Genomic DNA, 25,302 nt, shown 5'->3' with positions numbered 1-25,302 from the left:
GGGGAAAAACACGCGCGCCGCGCCGCCGCGATGGCGGCCGCGCGGCGCGCGAGGATGGCGGCGCTCGGCTCAGATCCGCAGTTCCACCCGGCGGCCGAGCAGGTAGCGGATCACCAGGTAGTAGGCCAGGCCGAGGCCGAGCCAGACCAGGCCCATCCTCAGCGTCGCCGCGCGCATCGCGACCATCAGCGCGACGATCACGGCGCAGCCGACGGCGGGCAGGATCAGGTGGTTCCAGAGGTCGCGCGACTTCTGCCGGATGCGGAAATAGCCGATCACCGACAGGTTGACCAGGATGAAGGCGGAGAACGCGCCGAAGTTCTGGAACAGGGCGAGGTCGTCGAGCCGGTCCTGGAAGGCCAGCGCGATCACCAGCGAGACGGTCGCGACGAACAGGTTCGCCACATAGGGCTGCCGCGACTTGCGCGACAGGCGCGAGAACACCTTGGGAAGCTGGCGGTCGCGGCCCATCGCGAAGATGATTCGCGCGATCGCCATCTGGCAGACGATGGTGCAGGGCACGCCGAAGGCCACCGCGGTGCTGATCGAGGTCAGCGCGAACAGCCAGTGGCCGCCGGCATAGGCGGAGATGTCGTAGAAGGCGCTGTCGGGCGAGAGCAGCCGCGCGCCCGGCGCCAGGTCGGCGGCGATCCAGGTCTGCAGCACGAACAGCACGGCGGTGATCACCAGCGTGGCCATGCCGGCGAAACTGGCCAGGTGGCGCTGCCGGCTCTTCACTTCCTCGCCGAGCGTGGTGATCGCGTCGAAGCCGAGGAAGTTGGTCGAGCCGATCAGGATGCCGGTGCCCAGCCCCGCCCAGGTGAAGCTGCGCACATCGAACAGCGAGCCGAGCGTCAGCGCGCCGTGGCCCTTGCCGCCGACATACAGGGCGAACAGGCCGACCCCGACGAAGGCGGCCAGCACCACCAGCATCACGACCAGGAAGGCCTGGTTGACCTTGGCCGTCACCGACACGCCGACCAGGTTCAGCACCGTGCCGAGCCCGACGAAGCCGAGGATCCACAGCGAGCGCGGGATCTCCGGCACCAGGCTGTTCATCGCCACCGCGCTGACCACCGCCAGCAGGCCCGGCGCGATGATGTAGTCGAGGAACACCAGCCAGCCCGCCAGGAAGCCGGCGAGATCGCCGATGCCGTTCTGCGCGTAGGTATAGGCCGATCCGGCGACGGGGAACTGCTTGCTCAGCACCTGGTAGCTGCGCGCGGTGAACATCATCGCGACCACGCTGACCAGGTAGACCAGCGGCACCATGCCGTGGCTGACGTTGGCGATGATGCCGTAGAGCGCGAACGGCGCGATCGGCAGCATGTAGACCATGCCGTAGATGACCAGGTCGAGCACGCTGAGCTCGCGCCTGAGGTTCAGGGGCGCGTCCGGCTCGCCGGCCGGCGCGATCGACCGCTCGGGGAACGATTGGCGGGAAAGATCGTTTGCCATGGATGACATCCTTTGACTTCGGGAGACAGGGAAACTTATACGTATAAGTCAAATGCTCGGCGGACGTATTCCTCGTGTCAATAGCCGGGCGGGACGCGTATACCCGTAGCGGCGGGCTGCCTTCTTTGTTGCGCCCGGCGCGGCGGCATTCCGCGAAAGCGGGTGCGCGTCTTGGCGGCGGCGCGGGTTTCCTCGACGCATCGATCGCGTCGAACTGCGTCCGCAATCCGGCGCCTGCGAAATTGAGCCTGAAATATTGGGCTCCAATACTGCGACGCAAGTGAGGCGGCGCTCTGCCTGTTCCGAGTCGAAAGATCGGACGAAATACATCGCAGAACGAATCAATATCGCCTCCCGATATCAATCTCATCGGGGTGGATCCATGAAACGTCAAATCATCTGCTTGATCGCGACCAGCATCGCGGCCTACGCGACCGGGGCCCGGGCGCAGAGCTCGGTGACGCTCTACGGCATCGTCGACACGGGCATCGCCTACATCCACAACAGCGGCGGCCAGGGTTCGCAGTGGCGGCTCAGCTCGAGCAACCTGTCGGGCAACCAGTGGGGCGTGAAGGGCGTCGAGGATCTGGGCGGCGGCATCACGGCCAACTTCCAGCTCGAGAACGGCTTCGATCTCGGATCGGGCCAGTTCGCCAGCAATGGCCGCGAATTCAGCCGCCAGGCCTTCGCCGGCCTGGCGAGCCCGAGCTGGGGCGCGGTGACGCTCGGCCGCCAATACGATCCGATCACGGATCTCCTGCAGCCGCTCACCGCCGACAACTACAGCGGCCTGTTCGCGCCGCCCGGCGACATCGACAACTTCGACGACAGCGTGCGCTTCAACAACGCGGTGAAGTGGACCAGCCCATCGTGGGGCGGCATCGTGGTCGAGGGCATGCTTGCGCTCGGCGGGGTGGCCGGCGCGAGCGGCTCCGGGCAGACCTGGTCGGCCGCGGTGGCCTACAACGGCGCGGCGCTGAGCGTGGCCGGTGGCTTCCTGCATGTCGACAACGGCAATCCCGCGAGTTCGGCGCGCGGCACCACCAGCGCGGACAGCTTCTTCAACAGCGCGGTGAACGCGGCCTACGCCTCGGCGCGCTCGATCAATATCGCGCGCGTCGGCGGCCAGTACGTGTTCGGCGCGCTCACGGCGGGGGCGGCGTTCTCCTACACCAGCTACGGCGCGGACGCGGCCTCGCAGTTCCACTCCACCCAGCACTTCAGCAACGGCTCGCTGTTCGCGAGCTGGATGATCACGCCGGCCTTCGAACTGGTGGGCGGCTACAACTACACGAAATCCGGCGGCGATTCGTCGGCCACCTACCACCAGGCCAATCTCGGCATCGACTACCTGCTCAGCAAGCGCACCGACCTGTACCTGAGCGCCGCCTACCAGCACGCCAGCGGCAGCAACGGCGCGGGCGCGGCGCAGGCGGTGATCGGCTCGTACGACGTCGATGCCGGCAAGTCCTCGCAGATCCTGGCGGTCGCCGGGATCCGCCACAAGTTCTGAACGCCGCCGGGCAGGCCGCGGGTAAACAGGTAATTCGACAGGATTGACGCGAGGTTTTTGAGCATCCAACATGAAGCTTATACGTATAAGACGAAATAAGCCCAATGCCTGGATCGCGTCGCAATGGAGGCGAGCGTTCGCCACTTTCACTGCCCCGTTCGCCGGATGACGGCCGGAGCGCATGTCGTTGGAGGTTCTCATGGATGATCAGGTATTGCGGTACGCGGCGCGGCGGGACGAAGACCTGCTGGAGCAGTTCGGCTACAAGCAGGAGCTCTCGCGCGGCATGTCGGCGTTCGGTAATTTCGCGATGTCCTTCATGGCCATCGGGCTGTTCTGGGCGCTCGGCGCGAACATGCAGCAGGGCCTGGGCACGGCGGGGGCCTTCGGCATCACCGTGACCTGGCTGATCGGCGGCGGCCTGGCCTATGCCACCGCGGCCTCGCTGGGCGAGATCAGTTCCGCGATCCCGACCGCCGGCGGCCTCTACCACTGGTCCTCGGTGCTGGGCGGGCGCGGCTGGGGCTGGGCCACGGCCTGGATCAACCTGATCAGCTACGTGTTCTCGGTGGGCGGCACGGCGGTGGCCTTCTACCTGCTGTTCAACCAGCTGATCCTGAACGGCATGCTGCACATCGACACCTCGCATTGGGGTTACGCGCAGCAGGTGCTCGGCGTGACGCTGATCGTGGGCGGCTGGGCGGCGCTCAATCACTTCGGCGTGAAGACCCTGGCCTGGTGCGTGATGGTGGGCGCCTACGTGACCTTCGCCGGCGCCGTGGCGCTGGTGGTGGTGATGCTCTGCAACCTGCACCTGGCCAATCTCGCGCATCTGTTCAGCTTCACCAACAACACCGGCGACGCGGGCGGCGGGGTGGTGCCGCATACCGGCAACCTGCTGCTGAGCTTCGGTTACGCGCTGCTGCTGCCGATGTGGATCGTGACCAGCTACGACGCGGCCGCGCACGTATCCGAGGAAACCGTCGATGCGAGCCGCGCGGTGCCCAGGGCGATGCGCAATTCGGTGATCCTCTCGGTGGTGCTGGGCGGCGTGCTGCTGGTGCTGTTCTACCTGGCGATGAACGATCCGGCCGCGATCGCGAAGAAGGGCGGCGACGGTTTCGCGCTGCTGTTCGAGCAGGTCCGGGCGCCGCGCCTGCTGAAGGACGCGATCGTGCTGTCGCTGACGGTGTCCGCCTATATCTGCGGGGCCAGCGCGCTGACCGGCCTGTCTCGCGCGATCTACTCGTTCGCCCGGGACCGCGGCCTGCCGCTCGTCTTCAGCCGCGTGTCGGCGCGCTACGCCACGCCGGTGGTGGGGATCTGGGCCGGCGCGTTCGCCGGGATCGCGGTGACGCTGTATTCCTCGGCCTTCAATGCACTGGTGGCCGGCACCGCGCTGTTCTACCAGCTCGCCTACGGGATGGCGATCGGCGCGGCGATGTTCGCGCGCAACCGGCACTACGGGCCCTATCGCCTGGGCGTGCTGTCCAGGCCTTACGGCGCGGTGGCGATCGTGGGCGGCATCTTCATCATCTGGGTCGGGCTGCAGCCGCCGACCGACATCCTGATCCATTACTTCATCGGCTTCTTCGTGCTGATGGTGCTGGCCTGGTTCGGTTTCGAACGGCGCCGCTTCCCCGGGCCGCCGGTCACCAGCGCGACGCTGCGCGCGGGCGGGGATGCCGGGCAGGTCCACCGGGTCGGCGAGGCCATGCGCGAATCGCGCTGATCCACCTGCCGTCGGGGCCTGGCCGCGACGGCGACAATCCACGGGAGACGAATATCAGATGGTCGACTACATCATCGTGGGCGGCGGCTCGACGGGCTGCGTGATCGCCTCGCGGCTGAGCGAGGACGAGGGCGTGAGCGTGGCCCTGCTCGAGGAGGGCCCGCCCGATCGCAGCCCTTACATCCATATTCCGGGGGCCTATTACAAGACCGCGCAGGGCCCGCTGCTCAAGCGCATTCCCTGGATCCCGACGGACGAGCAGCATCGCGAGGAACCGCCGACCATGGTGCAGGCGAGCGTGCTCGGCGGCGGCAGCTCGGTCAACGCGATGATCTACATCCGCGGCGTGCCGGCCGACTACGACGGCTGGCGCGACGCCGGCGCGACCGGCTGGGCCCATGCCGACGTGCTGCCGTATTTCCTGCGCGCCGAGGACAACGAGCGCTTCTGCAACGCGCAGCACGGCACCGGCGGGCCGCTCGGCGTATCCGACATCGGCCACGTCCACCCACTCAGCAAAGCCTGGCTGCGGGCCTGCCAGCAGGCGGGGCTGCCCTACAACGAGGACTTCAACTCGGGCGACCCGGCCGGCTGCGGGCTCTACCAGATCACCGCGCGCAACGGCCGGCGCAGCAGCGCGGCCAGCGCCTACCTGCGGCCGGCCCGGCATCGCCGCAACCTGAGCGTGCGCACCGGCGTGCGCGTCACGCGGATCATCGTCGAGCAGGGCCGCGCGGTCGGCGTCGGGTTCGTCGAGAACGGGCGGGAGGGCGAGCTGCGCGCGCGGCGCGAGGTGATCGTCAGCGCCGGCGCGCTCAATTCGCCGAAGCTGCTGATGCTGTCGGGCATCGGCCCGGCGCAGGCGCTCGAACGGCACGGCATCGCGGTCCAGGCCGACCTGCCCGGCGTCGGCCGCAACCTGCAGGATCACATCGAGATCTCGCTGGTGTACCAGCTGAAGGGCCCGGACAGCTACGACAAGTACAAGCGGCTGCGCTGGCGGGCGCTGGCCGGGCTGCAATACGCGCTGTTCCGCGGCGGCCCGGCCGCCTCCAACCTGATCGAGGGCGGCGCCTTCTGGTGGGGGCAGCCCGACGAGCCGAGCCCCGACATCCAGTACTTCATGGTGGTGGGCGCGGGGATCGAGGAGGGCGTCAACGGCGTGCCCGGCGGCAACGGCTGCACCGTCAACCTGGGGCAGATCCGCCCGAGGTCGCGCGGCACCGTCGAGCTCGCCAGCGCCGATCCGCTGGACCCGCCGCGCGTGTCGCCCAGGTACTTCAGCGATCCCTACGATCTCGACGCGGTGGCCGCCGGCTGCCTGAAGGCGATGGAGATCATGGAGCAGCCGGCCATGCGCCGCTACGTCGAGCGGCGCATCGTGCCGTTCGAGTCGGTGCTCGACCGGCAGGAAATCCGCCGCTTCTGCCAGCAGAAAGCCCACGCCGCGCTGCATCCGGCCGGCACCTGCCGGATCGGCGTCGATCCGCTGGCGGTGGTCGATCCCGAGCTGCGGGTGAGGGGCGTGCAGGGCTTAAGGGTGGCCGATGCCTCGGTGATGCCGACCCTGATCTCGGGCAATCCGAACGCGGTCTGCATCATGATCGGCGAGAAGGCCAGCGACCTGATCCGCGGCCTCGACGCGCCGGCCCGCCGCGAGGCGGGCACCGGCGAGGCGGCGGCCCGGCGGACGACGCCCGCGGGACGGCGCGTCGTGCCGGCCGCCTGACACGCAAGTTCACCGGGAGCAAACATGGAATGCAGGACGAACGCGCTGATCCTTCACGCGACGGTCGCGAAGGGCGCCAACCTGGTGACCGATCTCGACATCATGAGAGCGGCCGGATTCGACGGCATCGAATTGTCCGGCCGCAAGGTCGAGGACTATCTGGAGGCCGGCCATTCGCGCGCGGAGCTGGCGCGGCTGTGTGCCGGCATCTGCGTGCCGGGGCTGGGCTTCCTGATGGACATCGAGCGACAGGGCGAGGCGGCCGGCGCGCTGTGGCGGCGCGCCGAGGAACTGTTCGAGCTGGCGGTCGCGACCGGCGCGGCCGGGGTGCAGGTGCTCACCGGCCCGGTCGACGTGCGGGCGGTGGCGGAATGGCGGCAGTCCGGCCGGACCTCGCGCTACGCCGGCCTGCTCGGCCTGCCGGAGCAGGAGCAGATCGCCGCCACCGCGCGCAATCTCGCCATGCTGGCCGACATGGCCCGGCAGGCTGGCTTGCTGCTGTACCTGGAGACGCTGTCCTGGACGCCGCTTTGCGGCCTGGACCGCTCGCTCGAGCTGATCGCGCGGGCAGGGCGCGACAACGTGAGGATCGTCGTCGATTATTGGCATTGCTACACGTCGGGCGTGACGCCCGAGGACGTGGCGCGGCTCGACAAGGCCCTAATCCACGGCGTCCACGTCTGCGACTCGCTGCGCTTTGACGGCGGCATTCCCGACGAAGCCGTGCTGCGCGACGTGCCCACCGGCGCCGGCGTGCTCGATCTCGTCGAATGGACCGACGCGGTGAAGGCGACCGGCTACCGGGGATGGTGGAGCTGCGAGCTGTTCTGCCGGCGGCAGCAGCAACAGAACGGGTTTCGCGTGGCGGCGGAATTGAAGGCATTGATGACTCGCCTGATCGAATCGCCGCGCGCGGCGCAGGCAGGCGCCGAGTCCCGGCCGCGATGAGCGGGGCGGGCCTTCGCGGTGGCTGGAATCCTTAGCTGAAATCCTTGGTTGTCCGCATCAAGTCCGGCTCCTAGCATGTGCCGACGACATCGCCGTGCCGCGCGCCCTGGCGCCCGGCACGGCTTCCTGTCGCCTGTTCATTCGAGGGACGAGCCGATGAGTCACGAGCCGGAAACACTGAAATTCGCCTACTGGGTGCCCAACGTCAGCGGCGGCCTGGTGGTCAGCAAGATCGAGCAGCGCACCAGCTGGGATATCGACTACAACCGCAAGCTCGCGCAACTGGCCGAGCGCAACGGCTTCGACTACGCGCTGTCGCAGATCCGCTTCACGGCCGGCTACGGCGCCGAGTACCAGCACGAATCGGTGGCGATCAGCCATGCGCTGCTGGCCGCCACCGAGCGCCTCAAGGTGATCGCCGCGATCCTGCCGGGCCCCTGGCATCCGGCGGTGGTGGCCAAGCAACTCGCCACCATCGACCAGCTCACCGGCGGGCGCGTCGCGATCAACGTGGTCAGCGGCTGGTTCAAGGGCGAATTCACCGCGATCGGCGAGCCCTGGCTCGAACACGACGAGCGCTATCGCCGCTCCGAGGAATTCATCCGCGCCGTGCGTGGCGTCTGGACCGAGGACAACTTCACGTTCCGCGGTGACTTCTACCGCTTCCACGATTACACGCTCAAGCCCAAGCCGATCCAGCAGCCGCATCCGGAGATCTTCCAGGGCGGCAACTCGGCGGCGGCGCGCAGGATGGCCGCGGCCGTCTCCGACTGGTACTTCATGAACGGCAACACGCTCGAGGGCCATCGCGCGCAGATCGAGGAGATCGGCGCGGCGGCGGCCGAGCAGGGGCGCCGGGTGCGCTTCGGGGTGAACGCCTTCGTGATCGCGCGCGATACCGAGGAGGAGGCGCGCGCGGTGCTCGACGAGATCGTCCGGCATGCCGACGTGGAGGCCGTCAACGCCTTCGGCCACGCCGTCAAGCAGGCCGGCAAGGCCGCGCCCGAGGGGCAGGGCATGTGGGCCAACTCGAAGTTCGAGGACCTGGTGCAGTACAACGACGGTTTCCGCACCAACCTGATCGGCACGCCCGAGCAGATCGCCGAGCGCATCGTGGCGCTGAAGTCGATCGGCGTCGACCTGGTGCTGGCCGGCTTCCTGCACTACCACGAGGAGGTCGAATATTTCGGCCAGCGCGTGCTGCCGCTGGTGCGCGAGCTGGAGCGCCGGCGCGAGGCGCAGCCGGCCTGAGCCCGCCGCCGGAAGCGCGGCGGCGGCGCCGATCGCCGGTACCGCCGCCGCGCTTCCCGGTTTGAAACGAAACGATCGTTTCAAACGTCATAATCGTGAAACCAAATCTCAGTGTTAATCAACTGATTAACATAACGAAATGAAGGCCGGCAGAATGCCGGTCGATCGACATAGTCCCCCTCGCGCCCTTCCCTGGCGCCCCGTCGCGTTCCCCACAATTCCCTTTCTTCGACCAGAAACCACGGCTGGCGTGCCTTCTGGCGTAAAGTGCCGAATTCGGGAAATGGATTTCACATTCCGTTCGCGCGCAATTCGCATAAAACAAGGGTTAGATTTCCTAACACAGCGTAACTCGTTTCAAAAGTATTTTTTTGTAGAGGGCGCTGTGTCATGGAAAATCCAGTACAGTCGCGGTGCTGGCAATCCATAACAATGAATTGCGACGCAAACGGCGCTGTCGCCGGCCTGATCAGGGCGGTCGACGGCGGCTCGGGCGGCGCGGCGCATTGTGACCTGCGTGTGGCCGGTGGCATCGGCCGGCACGGTTCGCGAGGCTGGCTTCGCGAACGAGGTCGGGGCTTCGTGTGTCCGGCTTGTTGCGGCATGCGGATGCTGGCTACCCTTTTTTCATCCGGCGGTTTTGAGAGGAATCGCCGGGGGGAACCCGGATCGGGCGCCGTTCAGATGCGGCCGGCGGGTCCCGAAGCGCCTCGTGAGAGTGGGGCGTGGTGGTGGGCGCATCGATGTCCGGCGCAATAGACCGGCCACGACGGCGTCGAGACCTGTCGCGAGGTCGGCCGTAGCCGTGCGGCACGATCGGTGGAAGCGGGCAGGGGAAGATCGGCAGGACCCGGCGCCGGCAGGTGCCGCCGCGATGCCTTGGTCGATTCGTCGATCCGGCGAGGACGCGCCTGGGCTGCACAACAACATATTCCGAGGAACACGAATTGGTCGAGATATTTGGCAAGCTAGGGAAAATCATATCCAGCACCGGTACCGAGCGCTTCACCTCGGATCTGCACGCCTTGCTCGTCGGATCCGTGAAGGTCGCCTCGACCAAGATCACCGCGTGGTCGGTCAACGAGAGCAAGGGCGAAATCGTCGGGGTGCACCTGCTCGGCGCCTTCGCCTCGCATGACCAGGACATCCGCACCACCATCCTCAAGGACGAGTTGGAGCGCGGCATCGCGCGCGATCCGCTGTCGATGAAGATCCTCGCGGCGTCCGACACGCAGCTGATCCACATGAACGCGCCGCGCCACTGCGAGTCGAGCAGCGGTTTCGAGGCCATGCCCTCGTGTCGCTACGACCGCGGCTTCCAGTGCCACCTGGTCTCGCGCAAGGCGAACCGGCGCTACGTGATCTCGCTGTATCGCCCCGACCAGTCCTACGACTTCACCCTGCAGGAAATGTCCTTCCTCAAGAGCTGCGCGGAGATGCTGCTGCCGCTGGTGGAGATGCACGCCTCGCACCGCCGCTACGCGGCCAGCGCGCGCCCGGTGGCCGACGAGCGCGAGTCCAGCGAGAAGACGCGCAACGAATCGCTGCGCAGCGAGTTCGAGCATCGCCTGTCGAGCGCGGCCGTGGTGCTGTCCGACCGCGAGATCGAGGTCTGCGTCGGCCTGCTGACCGGCAGCACCTTCCGCGAGATGGCCGAGACGCTCGGCGTCAAGCACAGCACGGTGGAAACCTATATCAAGCGCGCCGCGACCAAGCTCGGTTTCAAGGGGCGCCACGGGCTGGTCAAGTGGGTGCTCGAGGAAGCCTGAGGCGGGCCGGCGGCGCGATGCAACAGCAAGGCGGGATGGCGGCACGGTAGGACAAGCGGCAGGATGGGCGGCGCGAGGGCGGCGCGAGGGCGGCAGGTGCCGATCGACGCCGCGGGCTCGATGCTCGCGCGCGTCGACGACAACGTTTGCGCGCCTGCGGGCGCGGCGATTCACATCATCGAGAGAGAAGGGCCATGCAGCAGGAATTCGAGGAAACCAGCACGCGCGATGCGCGCGATATCGTCTCGATGCTCTGGTATCGCGCGGACGGCTCGCGCCTGGACGGCGGCCGCCTGGTGCCGACGGTGATCGTCAGCGCCGAGCTGGAAGCCTCGCACGAGGCGGCGCTCGCCGAGCCGGACGCGGTCGAGGCGGGCTGAGGCCGGAGCAAGGGGAGGGAAGGGCGAGGCAAGGAATCGGCGCAGCGCCGGCCGGGCGCCGTGACAGGCGGCCGTTCGAGTCGAGCGTTGCTTGCCGGGCAACGTTTCGTTCATCTTGTTGCTGTTGTGCATCGGGCGGCTTGCTGGGACGATGTGATCCATCGCGACATCACGAATCGTCCCCACCCGCGCATCGTCCGGCCCGCAGTCGCGCGAGCCCAGCGCACCTGCCAACGGAATTCATCATGCTCCTGCACCTGTCGACCTGGGCCGAAATCGAGGCCTACCTGAAGCGCAGCCGCACCATCGTGGTGCCGATCGGCTCGAACGAGCAGCACGGCCCCACCGGCCTGCTGGGCACCGACTGGCTGTGCCCCGAGATCATCGCCGTCGAGGCGCAGAAGTCGGCCGACATCCTGGTCGCGCCGACCTTCAACATCGGCATGGCGCAGCACCACCTGGGCTTTCCCGGCACCATCTCGCTGCGCCCGAGCACCTTCATCGCGGCGATCTGCGACTGGGTCAATTCGCTGGCCGTGCACGGCTTCGAGAAGATCCTGTTCCTCAACGGCCATGGCGGCAACATCGCCTCGATCGAGGCCGCGTTTTCGGAGATCTACGCGCAGGCCAGCTTCGCGCGCCGCCGCTGCGGTTTCGCGCTGAAGCTGAAGAACTGGTGGGACCTGGAAGGCGTGACCGAGATCGCCAACCGCCAGTTCCCGACCGGCCATGGCGTGCATGCCACGCCCTCCGAGATCGCCGTCACGCAATGGGCGCTGCCGCATACCATCAAGGATGCCGACTACGCGCCCGAGATCGCGCCGATGGGGCCGATCCGCGAGGCGCTCGAGTTCCGCGCGCGCTTCCCCGACGGCCGGATGGGCTCGCATCCGAAGCAGGCCTCGCAGGAAAAGGGCGGCGAGCTGGTGCGCCAGGCCGCGATCGGCCTGGCCGCCGAGGTCGAGGCGTTCAGCGCCGAGGTGGTGCCCGGCTGAACGGTGATTCGTCGAGCATGATTCGATGCGGCGCGCGCCACCGGCGAGGTGGCGCGCGCCGTTTTGCATGGCGGGCGCGGCGCGGGCTGCGGGCCTTGCGGATCGGCCGCGCGATGCGATCGCGATGGGTTCGTGACGGGGCGGCAAGCTGCCGGCGAGCAGGCTCGCGGCCCGGTTCGCAATCCGGGCCGAAATCGATCTCGCAATCGATCTTGCAATCGATCTCGCAAACGGCTGCGCGAGTCGAATCAGCGCGTGGCCGCGAGGGCGTCGGCCCGCGCGAAGGCCGGCCCGCCCGGACGCACGCGCATGCCGGCACGCAGCCGGCGCCACGGCAGGTCGCCCGGATCGGCCGCCATCGGCCCCGGCGCCTTGGCCACCAGCGTCGCGTGCGCGATCGGCTCGAAGTCGGCGCGGAAATGCACCGAGCTCTTCACCACCAGGATCGCGCGCCGCTCGGGATCGATGCCCGCGCAACGAAACTGGTTGCGCTCGAACATCTGCATCTTGGTCGCGCTCACCGCGATCTCCACGCCCTCGATGCGCAGGCAGGCGACCGGGCCCAGTTCGCCGTCCATGCCGTTCATCATCGGCCCGTCGAAGCGAAAGCGGCCGTCGGACAGATGGGCGACCTCGAAGCGGGCTGTCAAAGGAGCATGAGCGGCGGGAGCGTCGCGCCCCTGGCTGCCGCCCAGCGCCAGCTCGATGCTTGCACCCACACCGGCCTGATGCGCGAGCCGCACGGCTTGCGGGTCCCAGATCATGCCCACCGCCGCCTCGCGCGCGCCATTGCGCAGCAGCGCGCGCACCAGTTCCATGGTGTTCGCGTCGCCGCCCGCGCCGGGGTTGTCCTGCGTGTCGGCGATGATCACCGGCCGGGTGGCGCCGACGCTCGCGTGCAGGGCCGCGCGCACCGCCTGGTCGGGGCTCAGGAAATCGACGCGCCAGCTCGACTCGTCGGCGACCAGCGCGCGCGACAGGGCATCGATGCGCCGCTCGATCGGGTCGGCGTCGATGCCGTAGCCCCACAGCATCGGCCCGCATTCGGGAAAGTCGGCGGCCGGGAAGCCGGGCGCGAAGGACAGCGACAGCAGCCGTTCGTCGTCGTGTTCGAGCCGCGCGAGTTCCTGGTAGAGCGCGCGGGCCGGATCGAAGCGCGTGCACATCGCGTTGACGGGAATCAGGAAGGGCAGGCCGCGCGCCACGCAAACCGGCTTCGCGGGCGAGGCGGCCAGGCGCTCCAGCAGGTGCAGCGCGCGTTCGCCGGTCTCGGCCATGTCGACGTGCGGATAGCTGCGGTAGGCGACCAGCAGGTCGGCGTCGCGCAGCATCCGCGCCGTCACGTTGGCGTGCAGGTCGAGCGAGGCGATGACCGGCACGCCCGCGCCCAGCTCGCGCCGGATCCGCTCCAGCAGTTCGCCCTCGCCGTCGTCGACATGCTCGGCCACCATCGCGCCGTGCAGGTCCAGGTAGATCGCCTCGAAACCGCCGGCGCGCACCGCGTCGAGGATCTCGCCGGCGATGCGCTCGTAGGCCTCGCGCGTGACGTGCGCGGAGGGGCTCGCGCCGGCCCAGATCACCGGCAGCAGCGCGTGGCCGCGCGCCTCGGCGGCGCGGATGAAGCCACCGGCGGGGATGTTCACCTCGCGCAGCGCCAGCACCTCGGCGCCGCGGCGCAGCGCGGGAAAGCCCTCGCCGCGCACGAAGCTGTCGTAGTCGGCGCGGGTGGGCGCGAAGGTATTGGTCTCGTGCTGGAAACCGGCAATCAGGATCTTCATCGTGGAGTCCGAAGGAAAAGACGGCGCGGCGCCGCGAGGCGCCGCCGGGGAAGCGGGTGCGAGCCGGGCCGCGAAGCCGGCGCCCGGTACTCAGCGCGGCGCGGCGCTGAGCCGGTTGGTGGCGAGCAGCACGGCGGCCAGCAGCGGGAAGCCGGCCAGCGCGAGCAGGCCCGTGTCGAGGCTGCCGGTGGCGGTCTTGACCCAGCCGATCATGGCCGGGCCCCAGAAGCCGCCGGACAGGCCGATGGTGTTGATCAGCGCGATCACGCCGGCTGCCTCGGCGCCCTTGATGAAGTTCGAGGGAATCGCCCAGAACACCGTGTAGGCCATCCACAGCGCGGCGGTGGCCAGCGTCAGCAGGGCCAGCGCGATCGGCAGTTGCGCGTCGAAGCGCGTCGCCGCGGCCAGCGCCAGGGCCGCCGCGCAGGCCGGCACCACCGCGTGGTAGCGGCGCTCGCCGGTGCGATCCGAGCGGCGCCCGATCCAGGTCATGCCGATCGCGGCGGCCAGGTAGGGAATCGCGCTGTACCAGCCGAGCGTGATCAGGTTGGTGGCGCCGCGCGCCTTGAGCAGGGTGGGCAGCCAGAAGCTGATCGCGTAGATCGCGGCGATCAGGCTGAAGTAGGCGATCGCCAGCCGGTAGATCGCCAGGTCGCGCAAGGCGCGCCCGAAGCCGCGTTCGTGCAGGTGGGGCGCGGCGATCTCGGCCTCGATGCGCTGCTTCTCCTCGGCATCGAGCCAGCGCGCGTCGGCGGCGCGATCGGGCAGCACGCGCAGCGTCAGGAGGCCCAGCAGCACGCAGGGCAGGCCCTCCACCAGGAACATCCACTGCCAGCCCGCCAGGCCCAGGCGGCCGTCGAGCGTGGTGATCAGCGCGGCCGACAAGGGGCCGCCCACGATGCCGCCGATCGGCCCGGCCAGGAACACGATGGCGATCGCGCGCCCCATCCGCGAGGGGCCGTACCAGCGCGACAGGTACCAGATCATGCCGGGCGCGAAGCCGGCCTCGAACACGCCGAGCAGGAAGCGCATCGCGTAGAACATCGGCACATTGCGCACGAACAGCATGCAGGCCGAGGTGATGCCCCACAGGCACAGGATCCGGCTGAAGGTGCGGCGCGCGCCGATCCTCGGCAGCAGCAGGTTGCTGGGCACCTCGAACAGCACGTAGCCGATGAAGAAGATGCCGGCGCCCGCCCCGTAGGCGGCATCCGACAGCGCCAGGTCCTGTTGCATCTGCAGCTTCGCGAAACCGACGTTGACGCGGTCCAGGTAGGCGAACAGGTAGCAGAGCAGCAGGAACGGCAGCAGTCGCAGGTTGACCTTCGCATAGAGCGAGGACGCGCGGGCGTCGAGACCGACGCGGGAAACAGTCGACATGGGGATCTCCGGTGGCGTGGCTCGGCTCGGCCTTCACGTTCTGGTGTGCGAATGATGTCCAGCCCAAAAAGCACGAGCAACAGCAACTCGGTTCATGTATCGTTGCCGCCAGGGCAACACTCCCGCCGCCGCCTTCCTTTTCGCCCCGAGTCGATTCATGCGAGAAATCAACCAGCAGCGCCTGCGCTATTTCCATGAGGTCCTCACCCATGGTTCGATCCGCGGCGCGGCCGACCACCTGAACACCTCGCCCTCGGTGATCACGCGCCAGATCCGCCTGCTCGAGGAGGAGCTCGGCACCACCTTGTTCGAGCGGCTCGCGCGCGGCGTGAAGCCCACCGAGGCGGCGGCCCATCTGCTGGAATTCTGGCGCGGCTATCGCGCTCACCAGGAGAAGCTCGAGGAGCAGTTGCACGCGCTCAAGGGGCTGCACCAGGGGCATGTGCAACTGGTGGTCAGCGAGGGTTTCGTCGACAGCCTGGTCGACGAGGTGCTGGCCGAGTTCCTCGCCACCTATCCCGGCGTGAGCGTCGAGCTGAACATGCTGCCGGTCGACGACATCCTCGACGCGATCGCCGAGAGCCGCGCGCATATCGGCCTGGCCTACAACCCGCCGCCGCATCCGCTGGTGGTGCATCGCATGACGGTCGCGCAGCCGATCGTGCTGCTGACCCGCCGCGATCATCCGCTCGCGCGGCGCGGCGGGCCGGCCAGCGTCGCCGAGGTGCTGGCGCATCCGCTCGCGCTGATGCCCTCGACCTTCGGCATCGGCCACGCGGCGCGCATGCTGGAGTTCGCCGAGAGCGTGCGGATCCATCCCTCGCTGACGGCCAACTCGCTGACCGCGCTCAAGCGCATCGTCGAGGCCGGCTCGATGGTCGCGCTGATCGGCGAGTTCGCGGTGCAGCGCGAGCTGGCGGCGGACAAGCTCGCCGTGGTGCCGATCTCGCATCCGCTGTTCCTCGACATCAAGGCGGGCCTGCTGGTGAAGCCGGGCAGGCCGCTGGTGGCCGCCGCCAACGAGCTGCTGGACTGGATCATGCGGCGCATGTCGGTATTCGCCGGGGCGGATGGCGCGCGCGATTGAATGCGCGCCGCCCGTCGTGGCGCAGGCATTAAGCGGGCTAATCCACGCCCAAGAAATCGTCGCTTGAGCGCCGCGCGCGCGCTCGACACAATCGCCGGCCTTCCTCACTGAGCCGGCTTCGCCGCCGGCACGGATCGCCCGGCGCATGTCACGCGAGCACTTCTCCTTCCATCGTTCGCCCGGCGTGCCGGCCGGCTTGCCCGCCTGGCGCTCGCGCCTGGTGGTGCTGCTGCTCACGCTCGGTTTCCTGGCCCTGGTCGCGCGTGCCGCCTGGGTGCAGGTGGCGCATCGCGAGTTCTTCGTCGAGCAGGGGCGGCGGCGCTACGAGCGCACCTTCAGCGCGGTGGCGCTGCGCTCGAAGATCCTCGACCGGCGCGGCAACGTGCTGGCCATCAGCGAACCCGTCGACGATCTGTGGCTCGATCCGCAGGATTTCGCGCGCGCCACGCCCGGGCAGGTCGGCGAGCTGGCCGCCGCGCTGCATCTGTCGCCGGCTGCGGTCGATGGGTTCCGGCGGCGCGGCGGACGCTTCGCGCCGCTGCGGCGCGCGGTGCCGCTGGAGGTCGCGCGCCCCTTGCTGGCGAGCGCAATCCCGGGCCTGCACGCGATCGCCGCGCAGAAACGCTACTTCCCGGAAGGCGATGCGCTGGCCCAGGTGATCGGCATCACCGGCCGCGACGGCGCGGGGCTGGAGGGCATCGAGCTGGCCGGCAACGCGGCGCTGCGCGGCCAGGCCGCGAGCCGCACGATGATCGTCGACCGGCTCGGCCGCGCCGTGACCGAGCCGCGCGATTCGGACCTGCCCGAACCGCAGCCCGACCTGGTGCTGTCGATCGACCGGCAGATCCAGCGGCTCACGCAGGAGGCGCTGGCGCGCGGCGTCGAGCGCACGGCGGCGGCGGCCGGCTGCGCGATCGCGGTGGACGTGGCCAGCGGCGAGATCCTCGCGCTCGCCAACGTGCCGAGCTTCGATCCGAACGATCCTGGCGCGCTGGCGGGCGGCCCGCCACGCAATCGCGCGCTGACCGACACCTTCGAGCCCGGCTCGACCATCAAGCCGCTGACCGTCTCGCTGGCACTGGCCGATGGATTGATCACGCCCGGCACGCGCTTCGATACCTCGCCCGGCGTGCTGGAATTCCATGGCGCGCGGATTCGCGATACCTCGGACCATGGCGTGATCGACACCGGCCAGGTGATCGCCAAGTCGAGCAATATCGGCATGGTGAAGATCTCGCAACTGCTGAGCGCGCAGGCGATGTGGGACAACTTCCGGCGCTTCGGCCTGGGCGGCGCGCCGCTCGAGGGATTTCCCGGCGTGGTGTCGGGCACGCTGCGCAATCCGCATCGCTGGGGGCCGGTGGAGCAGGCCACCATGTCCTATGGCTACGGCTTGTCGGTGTCGCTCGCGCAACTGGCGCGCGCCTACGTGATCCTGGCCAACGACGGGCGCGCCACGCGCCTGAGCCTGCTGCACGAGACGCCGGCGCTCCGCGATGCGCGGCCGGGCGCGGCGGTGATTCCGGCCGCCGTCGCGGCCCGGGTGCGCGCCATGCTGGAGGAGACTGTCGCGCCGGGCGGCACCGCCACCATGGCGCGCCTGCCCGACTATCGCGTCGGCGCGAAGACGGGCACCGCGCGCAAGAGCGATGGACGGCATGGTTACGCGGCGGGGCAGTATCGCGCGGTGTTCGTCGGCATGGCGCCGATGTCGAGGCCGCGCGTGGTGGTGGCGGTGATGATCGATACGCCGCGCAAGGTCTCGTATTACGGCGGGCCGGTGGCCGGGCCGGTGTTCGCGGCGATCACCGAGGGCGCGCTGCATGTGCTCGGCGTGCCGCCCGATCGCGTGCCCTCGCGACCGGGCGCGCCGGTTTCGTCGCGTTCGTGGCGTTCGTCGCGTTGAGGCGGCGGTTTCGCTTCGCGCGCCGCAGGTGCGCTCAGCGGGCGGCGCGCGAGGGCTCGGGCGATTGCCCCAGGCTCACGCCGAGTTGCCCGATGTCGTGCGCGCGGCGCAGCGCATAGTGTGAGCACTGCTGACGGATCCAGGCGCGGAACGAGCCGACCGACATCGCGCTGTCGGCGCGGCGGATCATCCAGTAGCGCGCCGGCGAGCGGATCGCCACCGGCACCACCGGCACCAGCCGACCGTCGCGCAGGTCGTCGAGCAGCATCGACACGCGCCCGATCGCGACGCCCTGGTGGTTGAGCGCGGCGTTGAAGGCCATGCTGCCGAGATTGAAGCGCGGCCCGTCGATGCGCGGCAGCCAGGCCGGCTTGACCGCTTCCAGCCAGGCCTGCCACTCGGCCGAATCGGAGGAGCCGGTCCAGGCCGCCGCGTCGTGCAGGAAGGCGACCTTGCGGTCGAGCTTGCCGGCGCGCAGCGAGGGATGCCGCTCCAGGTAGGCGGGCGTCGCCACCGGCAGCAGCCATTCGTCGAGCAGGGCATCGGCATGCTCGATGTCGCTGAAATCGTCGACCGAATAGCGGATCGCGATATCGACCCCGGTGGTGTCGTGATCGGGCAGGCCGGCCGCCGTGAACTCGGCCTTCAACTGCACCGGATTGCGCGAGAACTGCAGGTGGAAGTCGGACAGGCGCGGCACCAGCCACAGCATCGCGAACGAGGGGCAGCAGCCCACGCGCACCGGATCGTCGGCGCTGGCGATTCGCACCAGGGTGGTCTCGATCTCGTCGAAGCCGCGGCGCACGCCCTCGAGCAGCATGGTGCCCTCGCGCGTGAGCGACAGGCGGCGGTGTTCGCGCACGAACAGCGGGTAGCCGAGGCGGTTTTCGAGCTGGCGGATCTGCTGGCTCACGGCGCTCTGCGTGAGGCTCAGCACGTCGGCCGCGCGCGTGAAGCTGAGCAGTTGTCCGGCGCAGGCGAAGCAGCGCAGCGCGCCCAGCATCGATGAGTCGAGAATCTTTTGCATTAGTGTGGCTAATCGATCGATAAGCCTGGTTTGTGCCAGACGAGATCGGTCGATCGTTGAAAATCCCTTGATGGGCGCGATTCTAGCAAACTCGTAATCGAATCGTCAGGCGGCGCGGGCCTGCATGAATTAGCCGGATTAAGGAACCCGGGTTGACGATCCGCGAGCTCAGGCCGCGTTGCGCGGCGCGAAGCGGCCCGGGCTGCCGGCCTCGTGCACGGCGCGCACCAGCGCCAGGGTGGCCGGCGTGCGCTTGCCGATGAAGGCGTAGAAGCGCACCTGGGGCAGCGCCGGCATGCCTTCGCGACGGCCCAGCGCGCGCAGCCCTGGGCGCAGCTGGCTGCGCGCCACCGGCGCCACCGCGAAGCCCGACAACGCGGCGGACAGGCAGCCGGCCATGCTGCTGCTCTCGAAGGCGAGCCGCCATTCGCGCTCGCTCTCGCCGAGCGCGGTGACGGCCGCGTCGCGATAGATGCAGGGCGCCGCGAAGGCGGCCAGCGGCACGATCGTGTCGGGCGAGAAGGGCGCCTGCTCGGCATAGGCCCACACCAGCGGTTCCTCCCAAAGCAGTTCGCCGTCCCGATCGATCGGCCCGCATTGCTTGCCGAACACGATGTCGAGCCGGCCGCGCGCGAGCTGGCGCACCAGGTCCGGCGTGATGCCGACTTTCAACTCGATCGCGGCATCGGGATAACCGCGCTGGAAGGCCTGCAGCACGCCCGGCAGCCAGGTGCCGGCGAAATCCTCCGAGGCGCCCACCCGCAGCCGGCCCTGGATCGACGAGCCCTTGAGCCGCGCGAGCGCCTCGCGTTCCAGGTCGAGGATGTTGCGCGCGTAGCGATGCAGGGTCTCGCCGGCCGGCGTGGCGGCCACGCGGCGCGTGGTGCGCTCCAGCAGGCGCGCGCCGGCGCTGTCTTCTAGCCGCTTGATATGGCCGCTGACGGCCGAGGGCGTCAGCGCCAGCCGCTCGGCGGCCGGCGCGAAGCCGCCCAGTTCGATCACGGCCACGAAGGTGCGCAGCAGGACGATGTCGAGGCTGGCCGATTGAGGGCCGAAAGCGGTGTCCACGGCGAACTCCATTCATCACGAAATGTGCATTATAGGCGTCGATTGATCGTCAATCGATCAAGCGACCTCGCTAGCATCGGAGCTTTCGATATGCCCATGGAGGCGACATGAAGCCCTGGTCCTCGGTATCCACCGCGACGCTCGAGATTGCCTACCTGGAATGGAACCCGCAAGGCGAGCGCGTCGCGATCCTGGTGCACGGCTGGCCCGACAACGCGCGCTCCTGGGAGGGCGTGGCGGCGGCGCTGGCCGCGCGCGGCTATCGCGTGCTGGCGCCCGCGCTGCGGGGTTTCGCGCCGACCCGCTTTCGCGATCCGGCCACGCCGCGCAGCGGGCAACTGGCCGCGCTCGGCCGCGACCTGCTCGATTTCATCGACGCGCTGTCGCTCGCGCGGCCGCTGCTGGTCGGCCACGACTGGGGCGCGCGGGCGGTGGCCAATGCCTGCGGGCTGCGGCCGGGCGTGGCCGAGCAACTGGTGATGCTGTCGGTCGGCTATGGCACCAACGATCCGCGCCAGCCGCTGCCGTTCGAGCAGGCGCGCAACTACTGGTATCACTGGTTCATGGCCACGCCGCGCGGCGAGCAGGCGGTGCGCGAGCAGCGCCGTGCCTTCGCGCGGCAGATGTGGAATACCTGGTCGCCCTCGGATTGGTACGAGGAGGAGGCCTTCGAGGATGCCTGCAGCGCCTTCGAGGGGCCCGACTGGGCCGAGGTGGTGCTGCATTCCTATCGGCATCGCTGGGGCTTCGTGGCGGGCGATGCCGCCTACGACGCCGACGAGGCCTTGCTCGATCCCGCGCCGGTGCTGGCGGTGCCGACCCTGGTGCTGCACGGCGCGATCGACACCTGCAACCATCCCGCCAGTTCGGCCGGCAAGGAACGCTTCTTCACCTCGGCCTATCGACGCGAGCTGCTCGACGGCGTTGGCCATTTTCCGCAACGCGAGGCACCGGGCGAAGTGGCACGGCACATCCTCGCGTTCGTCGACGCTCACTGAGCGAAGCGTTCGTCGCTATCGCACCATCGGGCGCACCATCGCGGATGGCGCGCCCTTCGCGTTGTCCTCCCACGAATCCGCTCGGCCTTCCGCGCCGGCTTCGGCGTAATGCATTTTCACCGATTCGTTCAAATATTTGCTGCACTTGCGCAGCGCCAATTTCCTGATTCGATTCGATTGTCAATCGACATTTTGTTATGTCCTTGTATTGTTGTCCGGACCGAATCATTCCTCTCGATTGAGCTGTGCGGCCCCGCCTGTAAGCTTCCCGCCCGAGTCGGCGGAATCTTTTTTACGTATCAGATTGCAAAAAGATTGATTTTTGTTTTTTGCTACATTACAAATTATTTCCTCGCGTTACATGTGTGAAATGTTAAACGATTAGTACAACAGATAAGAACATGGGCCGGAGCACTGAGAGTGAATAAAGACAATCATCGAGAGGGGGCGGGCAAGGTCCGCCATGGCGCGCGCTTGCCGATGCTGTTGATGGCGGCCGCGATCGGCTTGACGGCATGCGGCGGCGACGATGGCGTCTCGCCTTCGGCCGCGCGGCAGGTCACGCCCTTGAGCACGGCCACCACGGCGCCCGAGCCGGCGCCGTTCGCGCCGCCGCAGCCGCTGCCCGAGGTGGGCGAGCAGTTCGCCAGCTCGCCCACCGGGCTGCCGTATCCGAAGCTCGCCACGCTGTATCCCGGGCACAACGGGCCGAGCGTCAACGACGGCATGATCCTGCCCTGGCTGTCGATGCGCGCGCCGCTCAAGCAGAGCGTGATGGTGCAGACGCCGTTCGACACCGACCAGGACGGCAAGCCCGACCGCATCGCGATCCGCATCGTGCAGCCGGCCGAGGTGGCCGAGGGGCTCAAGACGCCGGTGATCGTGCGGCCCTCGGTGTACTACGCCGATCCGACCTACGCCACCCAGACGCGCGCGCCCTTCCTCGGCGAGGCCGAGTACCTGCGCATGGGCTTCACGGTGATCTATGCCGACTCGATCGGCACCAACCTGTCGGACGGCTGCTGGTCGGTGATGGACCGCACCGAGCGCGAGGCGATGGCCAGCGTGGTGCGCTGGCTGACCGGCGACGCCACCGCGCCCGGCACCGACGCGCAGGGCAAGCCGGTGACGGCGAGCTGGTCGACCGGCCACGTGGCGATGGAGGGCATCTCCTACGGCGGCACGCTGCCGAGCATGGTGGCGGCCACCGGCGTGCCGGGGCTGGAGGCCATCGTGCCGGTGGAGGGCATCAGCAGCGGCTACGACTATTTCCGCTATAACGGCGTGATCGCCGATATCGACAACACCGTCACGCTCGGCAGCTACATGCAGCAGGAGCAGTCGAGCGCGCGCGCCTCGATCTGCGAGCCGGCGCGCCAGGCCGCGGTGAGCGCCTCGGACGACGGCACCTATGCCTACAACGACTTCTGGAAGGCGCGCAACACGGTGTCCCTGGTCGACCGGATCCAGGCGGCCACGCTGATCGCGCAGGGGCAGGCCGACAACAACGTCAAGACCAAGAACTCGGTGCAGCTCTACGACGCGCTGCGCCGTGCCGGCAAGCCGGTGCAGCTCTGGCTGCACAGCCGCGACCACGACGATCCGGCCTGGCAGAAGGAATGGCAGAAGCAGATCCTGATGTGGTATTCGCGCTACCTGTTCGGCGTGAACAACGGCGTGGAGAAGCAGCCCACCTACGTGCGCGAGACGCCGGCCGGCGACATCCCCGTGGGCGCCACCATCAGCCGCGGCGAGGACGACACCAGCGACACGCTGATCGGCCACTGCCACTCGGGCCACAATCCGCGCGACTGCATCCCCACCGGCGAGCTGTTCATCAAGGAAGACGCCTGGCCGAAGACGGTCGACGCCGCCTATTACCTGCACGGCGACGGCCGCGCGGGCGGCCTGCTCACGCCCGACACGGCGGACGGCACGGCGGCGCCCTCGGTGGGCTTCAGCAAGAGCACGGCCGTCAGCTACGAGACCCGGCCGCTGGCGAACGCCACGCGCTACTCGGGCACCATCCGCGTGGCGATGCGCGGGCGCTTCGCGCCGGCGGTCACCAACGTGAAGGCGACGCTGTCGGTGGACGGCCACGACGTCAGCTACGGCTGGGCCAATCCGCGCTTCTACAAGGGCCTGGAGACGCCGCAGAACATCGCGGCCGGCACCGACTACGACTTCGTGCTCGAGCTGATGCCGCGCGACTTCACCGTGCTGCCCGGCAGCAAGGTGAAGCTCAAGCTGCAGGGCTACCAGGGCACGGCGCAGGTCACGCTGGACCTGGCGCACACCACGCTGCAGATGCCGATCGTGCCGCAGGCGCGCGTGGCCGCCGTGATGCGTGCGCAATGAAGCCGACGAGATGACGGCACGACGCCGCCGCGCCGGGCGCGGCCGGCGTCGTGCCAGGAATTGACCCGGCGTCGTTCCGAGACGCGCCGTGAACGCCGGGTCGATATGCAGTGCGAATCAACCAGCCCAATAACATCGATTTGCAGAGTATCAACAGGAGAGTCTTCATGACTGGAAGAACCCCCGCCTGGACGCTATGCGCCTTGCTGGCCGCCATGGCCATGGCCGCCTGCGGCGACGACACGTCCTCGCCCGTCAGCAGCTTCGCCGCGAACCAGGCCGCGCCCGTCGCGAGCCCGGCCGCCGGGCCCGCCGCGGACGAAACCGAGCAGCAGGCCTTCGACCGGCTCGCGCCGGCCGACAAGGTGCTCAACGACCCGAACACCTACACCACCACGCGCAGCGGCACGATCAAGCTGGCCTCGATCAACGAGGACACCTCGGTCAAGCGCCACACCATCGCGATCAACGGCAAGACCGTGCCCTACACGGCGCGCGCCGGCCACCTGGTGGCCTACAAGACCAATGCCCAGGGCAAGACGGCCGAGGCGGCGATCTTCTATACCTCGTACACGCGCGACGGGCTGGGCAAGGAAAACCGCCCGGTCACCTTCCTCTGGAACGGCGGCCCGGGTTCCGCCTCGATCTGGCTGCACATGGGCTCGTGGGGTCCGAAGCGCCTGAAGTCGGATGCGCCCAACATGGCCAACGACACGGTGCAGCCGTCCAGCTTCCCGTTCGAGGACAATGCGATCTCGCTGCTCGACGAATCCGACATCGTGTTCGTCGATCCGCCGGGCACGGGCCTGTCCACGGCCATCTCGCCGCTGCAGAACCGCGATCTGTGGGGCACCGACGCCGACGCGCAGGTGGTGGCCGACTTCATCGTCAGCTATACCAACAAGTTCAACCGCCAGAGCTCGCCGAAGTACCTGTATGGCGAATCCTACGGCGGGATTCGCACGCCGATCGTCGCCAACCTGCTGGAGCAGGCCGGCACCAGCGGCTACGTGCCCGACCCGACCGGCAAGCCGGCCAAGGTGCTGGCGGGCTTCATCCTCAATTCGCCCCTGGTCGACTACAACTCGAATTGCGACATGGAGGACGGCTCGGTCACCTGCGAGGGCTACATCCCGTCCTACGCGATGGCGGCCGACTACTTCAAGAAGTCAACGCAGCGCGGCACGCGCAGCCAGGCGGAGTACCTGGCCGAACTGCGCACGGTGGCGCGCACCACCTTCCAGAACACCTACCGGACCTATTTCACCAACGGCCGGCCGAAATCGACCTGGAACGCCTTCGCGGCCAGCTCGCAAGGGCAGGCGGTGCTGAACCAGTTGTCCAGCTACACCGGCATTTCCGCCTCGACCTGGAAGAGCAGCTTCAACTACACGCCGCCATCGTTCCGCACGGCGCTGGTGCCGGGGTATCAACTGGGCCGCTACGACGCGCGCATGAAGGTGCCGAACGGCAACAGCTTCGCGGCGGACGACTACATCAACGTGGCCTTCCTGAACCAGCTCAAGACCTATTTCCCGGACTTCGTGAACTACCAGAGCAAGTCGGCGTACCAGCCGCTCAACAACGACACGATCGGGATCTGGAAATGGGCGCGGGCGGGCCTGCCGGCCAATACCCTGCCGCAGAGCATCACCGACATCCAGGCCGTGCTGACCGCCAACCCGGATGCCAAGCTGCTGATCCTGCACGGCTACGAGGACATCGCCACGCCGGGCTTCCAGACCGAGCTGGACCTGGAAGGCGTGAACCTTGCGGACCGGGTGCCCGTCAAATGGTTCGAGGGCGGCCACATGATCTACAACACCGAGCAGTCGCGCGCGCCGCTGAAGCAGGCGATCGATGCGTACTACCAATCGTCGGCGCAGGCGGCCGATGGTTCCCTGATGTAAGGCATGAGCGAGGAC

The 25,302-nt window shown here is 68.5% G+C and carries 18 protein-coding genes; 13 read left to right on the top strand and 5 right to left on the bottom strand.

Annotated elements, in window-relative coordinates:
- Positions 1 to 69: 69 nt before the first annotated feature.
- Entirely contained in the window at positions 70 to 1,458 is a 1,389-nt protein-coding gene (locus F3J18_RS13340) for an APC family permease (protein WP_025099880.1), read from the bottom strand.
- Positions 1,459 to 1,840: 382 nt separating this feature from the next.
- Here F3J18_RS13340 and F3J18_RS13335 point away from each other — a divergent pair, with 382 nt between their 5' ends.
- From F3J18_RS13335 to F3J18_RS13300, 8 genes are all read left to right on the top strand, one after another.
- Positions 1,841 to 2,971 carry a porin gene (locus F3J18_RS13335; protein WP_166913087.1) on the top strand — a complete coding sequence of 377 codons (1,131 nt, stop codon included), beginning with the start codon at positions 1,841 to 1,843 and terminating at the stop codon, positions 2,969 to 2,971.
- 199 nt (positions 2,972 to 3,170) lie between these two features.
- A complete protein-coding gene (locus F3J18_RS13330) occupies positions 3,171 to 4,703 on the top strand; it encodes an amino acid permease (RefSeq protein WP_160638681.1) in 1,533 nt (510 codons plus the stop codon).
- Between the two features lie 58 nt (positions 4,704 to 4,761).
- Positions 4,762 to 6,432: a GMC family oxidoreductase N-terminal domain-containing protein gene (locus F3J18_RS13325; protein ID WP_166913086.1), complete on the top strand. Its 1,671-nt coding sequence runs from the start codon at positions 4,762 to 4,764 to the stop codon at positions 6,430 to 6,432.
- 24 nt (positions 6,433 to 6,456) lie between these two features.
- A complete protein-coding gene (locus tag F3J18_RS13320) occupies positions 6,457 to 7,380 on the top strand; it encodes a sugar phosphate isomerase/epimerase family protein (RefSeq protein ID WP_166913085.1) in 924 nt (307 codons plus the stop codon).
- A 156-nt stretch (positions 7,381 to 7,536) separates the two neighbouring features.
- The gene (gene sfnG / locus F3J18_RS13315) at positions 7,537 to 8,631 is read left to right on the top strand and encodes a dimethylsulfone monooxygenase SfnG (RefSeq protein WP_013689691.1); all 1,095 of its coding nucleotides are present in this window, start codon (positions 7,537 to 7,539) and stop codon (positions 8,629 to 8,631) included.
- Between the two features lie 947 nt (positions 8,632 to 9,578).
- Complete coding sequence (locus F3J18_RS13310) at positions 9,579 to 10,400, top strand: LuxR C-terminal-related transcriptional regulator (RefSeq protein WP_025099873.1); 822 nt, start codon at positions 9,579 to 9,581, stop codon at positions 10,398 to 10,400.
- 194 nt (positions 10,401 to 10,594) lie between these two features.
- On the top strand, positions 10,595 to 10,780 hold the full coding sequence (locus tag F3J18_RS13305) for a hypothetical protein (RefSeq protein WP_166913084.1): 186 nt from the start codon (positions 10,595 to 10,597) through the stop codon (positions 10,778 to 10,780).
- Between the two features lie 245 nt (positions 10,781 to 11,025).
- Positions 11,026 to 11,775 (top strand): creatininase family protein, encoded by a 750-nt coding sequence (locus F3J18_RS13300; RefSeq protein WP_025099871.1) that lies wholly within the window; start codon positions 11,026 to 11,028, stop codon positions 11,773 to 11,775.
- A 248-nt stretch (positions 11,776 to 12,023) separates the two neighbouring features.
- Here F3J18_RS13300 and F3J18_RS13295 read toward each other — a convergent pair whose 3' ends face one another.
- Together F3J18_RS13295 and F3J18_RS13290 are read right to left on the bottom strand one after the other, a co-directional pair.
- Complete coding sequence (locus F3J18_RS13295) at positions 12,024 to 13,553, bottom strand: M81 family metallopeptidase (protein ID WP_166913083.1); 1,530 nt, start codon at positions 13,551 to 13,553, stop codon at positions 12,024 to 12,026.
- Between the two features lie 90 nt (positions 13,554 to 13,643).
- The gene (locus F3J18_RS13290; RefSeq protein ID WP_166913082.1) at positions 13,644 to 14,933 is read right to left on the bottom strand and encodes an MFS transporter; all 1,290 of its coding nucleotides are present in this window, start codon (positions 14,931 to 14,933) and stop codon (positions 13,644 to 13,646) included.
- Positions 14,934 to 15,090: 157 nt separating this feature from the next.
- Between F3J18_RS13290 and F3J18_RS13285 the strand changes: the two genes are divergently transcribed.
- Positions 15,091 to 16,020 carry a LysR family transcriptional regulator gene (locus tag F3J18_RS13285; RefSeq protein WP_166913081.1) on the top strand — a complete coding sequence of 310 codons (930 nt, stop codon included), beginning with the start codon at positions 15,091 to 15,093 and terminating at the stop codon, positions 16,018 to 16,020.
- Positions 16,021 to 16,165: 145 nt separating this feature from the next.
- Positions 16,166 to 17,926, top strand: coding sequence for a penicillin-binding protein 2 (locus F3J18_RS13280; protein ID WP_166913080.1), 1,761 nt, complete (start codon positions 16,166 to 16,168; stop codon positions 17,924 to 17,926).
- 34 nt (positions 17,927 to 17,960) lie between these two features.
- Here the strand turns inward: F3J18_RS13280 and F3J18_RS13275 are convergent, their stop codons facing one another.
- Positions 17,961 to 18,953 carry a LysR family transcriptional regulator gene (locus F3J18_RS13275; protein WP_166913079.1) on the bottom strand — a complete coding sequence of 331 codons (993 nt, stop codon included), beginning with the start codon at positions 18,951 to 18,953 and terminating at the stop codon, positions 17,961 to 17,963.
- A 168-nt stretch (positions 18,954 to 19,121) separates the two neighbouring features.
- Positions 19,122 to 20,033, bottom strand: coding sequence for a LysR substrate-binding domain-containing protein (locus F3J18_RS13270; protein ID WP_166913078.1), 912 nt, complete (start codon positions 20,031 to 20,033; stop codon positions 19,122 to 19,124).
- A gap of 95 nt (positions 20,034 to 20,128) precedes the next feature.
- Here F3J18_RS13270 and F3J18_RS13265 point away from each other — a divergent pair, with 95 nt between their 5' ends.
- The 3 genes from F3J18_RS13265 to F3J18_RS13255 all read left to right on the top strand — a co-directional run bounded on the left by F3J18_RS13265 (position 20,129) and on the right by F3J18_RS13255 (position 25,287).
- Positions 20,129 to 21,019, top strand: a complete 891-nt coding sequence (locus F3J18_RS13265; protein ID WP_025099242.1) for an alpha/beta hydrolase — start codon at positions 20,129 to 20,131, stop codon at positions 21,017 to 21,019.
- A 420-nt stretch (positions 21,020 to 21,439) separates the two neighbouring features.
- A complete protein-coding gene (locus F3J18_RS13260) occupies positions 21,440 to 23,377 on the top strand; it encodes a Xaa-Pro dipeptidyl-peptidase (RefSeq protein ID WP_345891781.1) in 1,938 nt (645 codons plus the stop codon).
- Positions 23,378 to 23,544: 167 nt separating this feature from the next.
- Positions 23,545 to 25,287 (top strand): peptidase, encoded by a 1,743-nt coding sequence (locus F3J18_RS13255; protein ID WP_166913077.1) that lies wholly within the window; start codon positions 23,545 to 23,547, stop codon positions 25,285 to 25,287.
- Positions 25,288 to 25,302: the final 15 nt, after the last annotated feature.

It is taken from the genome of Burkholderia sp. Ax-1720 (assembly GCF_011753035.1).
GTDB lineage: Bacteria > Pseudomonadota > Gammaproteobacteria > Burkholderiales > Burkholderiaceae > Burkholderia > Burkholderia gladioli.
The sequence above is the reverse complement of the archived record's forward strand: the minus strand, read 5'-3'. Positions and strand labels throughout refer to the sequence as shown.